Source organism: Brevibacterium metallidurans (assembly GCF_037101285.1).
GTDB classification, from domain to species: Bacteria; Actinomycetota; Actinomycetes; order Actinomycetales; family Brevibacteriaceae; genus Brevibacterium; species Brevibacterium metallidurans.
The window spans coordinates 1-4391 of sequence record NZ_BAAAAF010000035.1 but is presented as its reverse complement, the minus strand read 5'-3'; the positions used below and the strand labels follow the sequence as shown (position 1 = coordinate 4391).

Here is a 4391-nt window from a genome sequence, read left to right as displayed (position 1 = left end):
ACGGCCGACTCGAACACCTCCGCGGCTCCGCCCTCGGCTTCCGCAACCTCACCCACTACATCGCCCGATCTCTACTCGAGGCCGGCGGATTCAGACCCCGACTACACCCTCAACTGCGATGAGCCCCATAAGGACGCCGCTGACCGAGAAGAGCAGGACGAGGACGATGAATGCAGAGAGGATCCCCTGGAAACGTGTGCTGGGGCCCGAGCTCCGCTGGGGATTCGCGGAGAATATGGGCGAGAAAAACGCCATACTGTTCCTGTTTCGTGATGAAGCACGTGGTGCTGAGGGGAGCAGGAGAGCCGGAGGATGGGTGGGGATCGGGGATATGTAGGCGCCGAGCTGGGGACACGGCAGACTCTCGTTGCAGTTTCAATGACTAACCTACTACCCAGAAACCTGATTTCGGTTACAGTCACATAACATTCACAACCCCGTGTGTGATGTACGCTACATTCATTTGCTGACGGCCGTGGCGCAGATCGTCATCGTCTGCAGCACCGTGCCTCTCTCCGATGGGCATGCCCGCTGCGGAGCACAAGAGAGGGCCGAGCGACTTGTACGTCACTCGACCCTCTCAGGTCACTCACCGATGTGGTGGATCACCACCGCGTCGGCAGAGGATGGTGTTGCTCAGGCCTTGCGGGCCCGGGTGTAGCGGACCACTGCAGCGCCGATCGCGAGCAGCAGCAGGGCGATGCCGAGGATGGTCAGCATGAGCTGGCCGTTGGCACCGGTGAACGGAAGCTCACCCCGGTCCTTCTGCTTGTTCGAGATGTCGATCGTGGTCGGAGTGTTCTCACCATTCGCGCTGACGGAGATCGGTCCCGTCCACGGATCGGCCGGAAGGGTGTAACCGGCAGGTGCCTGGATCTCCTTGAGGAAGTAGTCCTTCGCCCTAACATCGTTATTGCCGACCCAGAGGGTGATCGACGCGTTGCCGTTCTCATCCGTCGTGAGCTCAGCGATGGGCTGACCGTCCTTCGAGTCGTACACCTCGAACCTCGCACCGCCGAGGGTTGCAGATTTGTCGTTGTCGGCGTACTTGAGGAGCTCGAGCGGGCCCCAGTTCGTCGACGGCTTGTTGGTCGTGACCTTCGAGCCGTTGGTCGTGACCGTTGCTTCGTTCTCGATCACTCCGTTGTCGCCGATGGAGTTGACGGTGGTGGTGACCTTCATGACGACGTTCTGCCCTGCCTGGAGCTTGCCCAGACCAGTCGAGGTGAACTCGATGTTCGCGGTCTGCCCGTTGCAGGTGGCGGTGTAGTCCGTACCCTCGGTGAAGCCGTCGACGGCGATGGTCTTACACGTCAGTCGCGGGTCGAGGCTGTCGGTGATGGTGAACGACCGGTAGGTGTCGTCGCCTGCCTTGTCCGGAACCGGTGCCGTGATCGTCCAGGTGACGTCGGCCCCGAGGACGAGCTTGCTCGGATCCGCGACTTCCTTCGTCGGGGTGGTCTTGTTCGTCTGGTTCTTCGGGTAGACGTTGACGTCGTAGAGCCACTTGCCGCCGGACTGCGGCAGCGGCAGGGTGACGAGGAACGGCTGCGCCGGGGAGACGATGTTGTTCGGACCCGGGTCGGTCTCTTCGACCACGTACAAGCCGTGGTCCAGATCCTGCGTGACAGTACCGTCAGCACCGGTCAGAACCTTGATCTCGGGGCCGAATGTGAATCCCGTTCCATCGAGCACGTCTGCGACGACAACGCCATCGATAGCGTTCCAGCCAGCCTCGGTGTCGAGATTGACGTCTTCTCCGTTTGCCGTGAGCACCTTCCGGATAGTGAACTCAACGCCGCGCAACGGCGTTCCCAGACCGGACGTGTCGTCGATCTTCGTACCGTCGCCGCGCGGACCCTGTGGGCCGTCGTACTTGTTGATCGTGAGCGAGCTCGGGGTGTCCGGGTTGATGTTGCCTGCGGCTTCTGCCGCCGGCGCAGTGATCCCGACGCCGACGAGGCTGAGCGCAGCTGCTGCGGCGAGGGCGGGGATCCACCTCGTCCTCATCCGCTTGAACAGGTTCGCTTTCATGAGTAGTTGTTCCTTTCGATGATTTCGCAGTTCGCGAAGATCTTGTTGGGTTGCACTGGTGAGCTGAGTGTCATCTCAGCTGTGCACCGGGGTGGTGCCGAGATGTGTGGTCAACTCCTTCCGTGCCTCCGTCGGCGATTGAGCCAGTATGCGCCCGCCACACAACCGAGGAGCATTGCTGCCCCGGCGATGACGAAACCGACCGTTCCGATACCACCTGTGAAGGGGATCTGGGGCGAATCGGCTTGCTCGTTGACGAACGCGGCATCGAACGAGAAGTCGAGGCGTTCGCGGGTGATGGAGAACTTGCGTTCGGTCTCATCGAGCTTGTATCCGGCGGGAGCGCGAGTCTCGACGAGGGTGTAGTCGCCCCAGCTCAGCTTGTCCACGCGGAACTTGCCGGCTGCAGGATCTTTGTCCCGTCCCGTGCAGCCATCAGCCGAGTTCGCCACACAGTCATTGAGGGGGATCTCATTGCCGGCACCGTCACGGATCACCCATTCCGAACCCTTGAGGAGATCCCCACTCTCATTGGACTTCTGCCACGCGACAGTGCCGGTCGAATCGGTGTTCTTGATCGTGCACGTCGCGTTCTGACCGCCGTTGACGGTGACCTTCTTCGTCGCGTCGTCGTACGATGCCCCACCCGTGCAGACAACCGAAACCTGCTCATAGCCGACGACGCTGTCCTCGGAGATTGTGTACGCACCGGTCGGCACGTATTTCTTCTCACCCGAGTTGTACGTCAGACGGCTTCCGGAAGCTGGTGTCGCGAAGAGCTTCTGGTTCCAGTCAGCAGCCGTGAGCGTACCGCCGTTGTCGTTCTCGACGTTCTTGACGATCGTCAGAGTCTGACATTCGACGGTGTTCGTCACCTTGTAGGTGTTCGATGCACCCTGCAGCTTCGTGCTGAAGTTGTCGGTCAGCGCCACAGTGCCCGTGATCCCCGGACCCGAGATCGTCTTCGACTTCAGGGTGCACCCGGGGAACTTCTGGGCGTCGATCGTCGTCGTCTCACCGATCTTCACGGTGTCATTGATGGCGAACCCGGTGCGTTTCTGACCGAAGGCGGGGTCACCGGTGGGCTGACCGGCCGGATCGAGGAGCAGCTTCGCGCTGATCCCGTCGGGCTGGCTGCCGTTGGCGACGGTCTTGCCGTCGATGACCCAGTCCTTGTTGACGGTGACATCAGCGGCCGACTTTTTGTTGACGTACCCGCATTCGACCTTGTCACCCGGTTGGATCGCCGAGGACAGAGACTGCTCAGATTCGTTGTTGAGCGTCACATTCGCCGTGGTCCCGTCAAGACGCGTGATCGTGCACGAGCCGCTGACGAACTGATAGCCCGTCTGCTGGGACTCACTCACAGCGAGATTGGCGCGTGCGGAAGCACTGCCGAAGGCCAGAGTCCACTTCGCATTGCCGTCGGCGCCTGTCTGCTGAGTGTCCTGATTCGGAGTCCTTGTCACGGACCCCGACGTCGCCGTCGCCTTCGCTCCGACCGTCCAGCCGGCAGCATTCTGCGTATTAGCGCCGTTCTGGTCCTGAGTCTTCTTATTCACCGTCACATCCGCGGTGAGTGGTGAGTTGACGAATCGGCAGATGATCTCGGTTCCGGTCGGCGGAATGGTGATGGTCTTCGACGTGCCGGTTCCGGACGATCCGCTCAATGGCTGACCGTCAATCGTGCAACTGTAGCTCGAAGAATATTTGCTCAAGTCAGTTCCGCTTGTTGCGGCCTCACTCACCGTGATCTGCGCTCCGCGGCCGGTGACGATTGGGCCGACTCGCTGCGACTGTATCCCGTTTGCGGTTCCTGTTGTCGTCGTTGTCCCAATGGGGTTCTGCCCAAGAGCAAGTGTGAGCGCGAATTGGTCACTGGAGTTGACTCGGTTCTTTATGTCCTTCTCAACCGTGACCGTCGGCGCCGAACCGCACGAGGCAAGATCCGTGCTTGTGCCGAGCGTACTTGTCACCGGCTGCTCGTTGGTGAACCCCGGCATGTCGTAGGAGTAGAGAGTGGTACCAGTCGCCATGTAGGCTTTGCCCGCCGAGTCGAATGCTACGCCGTTCATACCGGCGGAGGTCGTGCGCGGACCGCTGGCCGACGACGGGATCGTGCCTCCGTTTGCGGCTGCGAGCGCTTCGTTGGTCACACTGAAGATCCTGGTTTCAGTATTCAGGTTGCGGACGATGAAGAGGTTGCCTGCGTTGTCGAATGCGAAGTCGCTGAATCGCCCCGGGGATAATAGAGGCAGGGAGATTGGAAGAAGGAGATTCTCTCTTGCCAGTGAAATACACCGACGAACTCAAGGCTCGCGCCGTCGAACTCGTCATTCATGCTCAGGCCGATCCGG

General features: G+C 60.8%; 2 protein-coding genes and 1 pseudogene. All 3 read right to left on the bottom strand.

Translation table 11 applies throughout. From position 1 onward, the window contains the following. Positions 1 to 636 precede the first annotated feature (636 nt). Positions 637 to 2034 carry a SpaH/EbpB family LPXTG-anchored major pilin gene (locus AACX88_RS17320; RefSeq protein ID WP_339394111.1) on the bottom strand — a complete coding sequence of 466 codons (1398 nt, stop codon included), beginning with the start codon at positions 2032 to 2034 and terminating at the stop codon, positions 637 to 639. A gap of 110 nt (positions 2035 to 2144) precedes the next feature. Further along, positions 2145 to 3596: a SpaA isopeptide-forming pilin-related protein gene (locus AACX88_RS17315; RefSeq protein WP_339394112.1), complete on the bottom strand. Its 1452-nt coding sequence runs from the start codon at positions 3594 to 3596 to the stop codon at positions 2145 to 2147. Positions 3597 to 3626: 30 nt separating this feature from the next. After that, positions 3627 to 4037, bottom strand: a pseudogene (locus AACX88_RS17310) (hypothetical protein); the annotation flags it as partial. Positions 4038 to 4391 lie beyond the last annotated feature (354 nt).

Coding starts and splice junctions, on each gene's coding strand:
- AACX88_RS17320 (WP_339394111.1), bottom strand. CDS start 2,034: ATGAAAGCGAACCTGTTCAAGCGGATGAGGACGAGGTGGATCCCCGCC.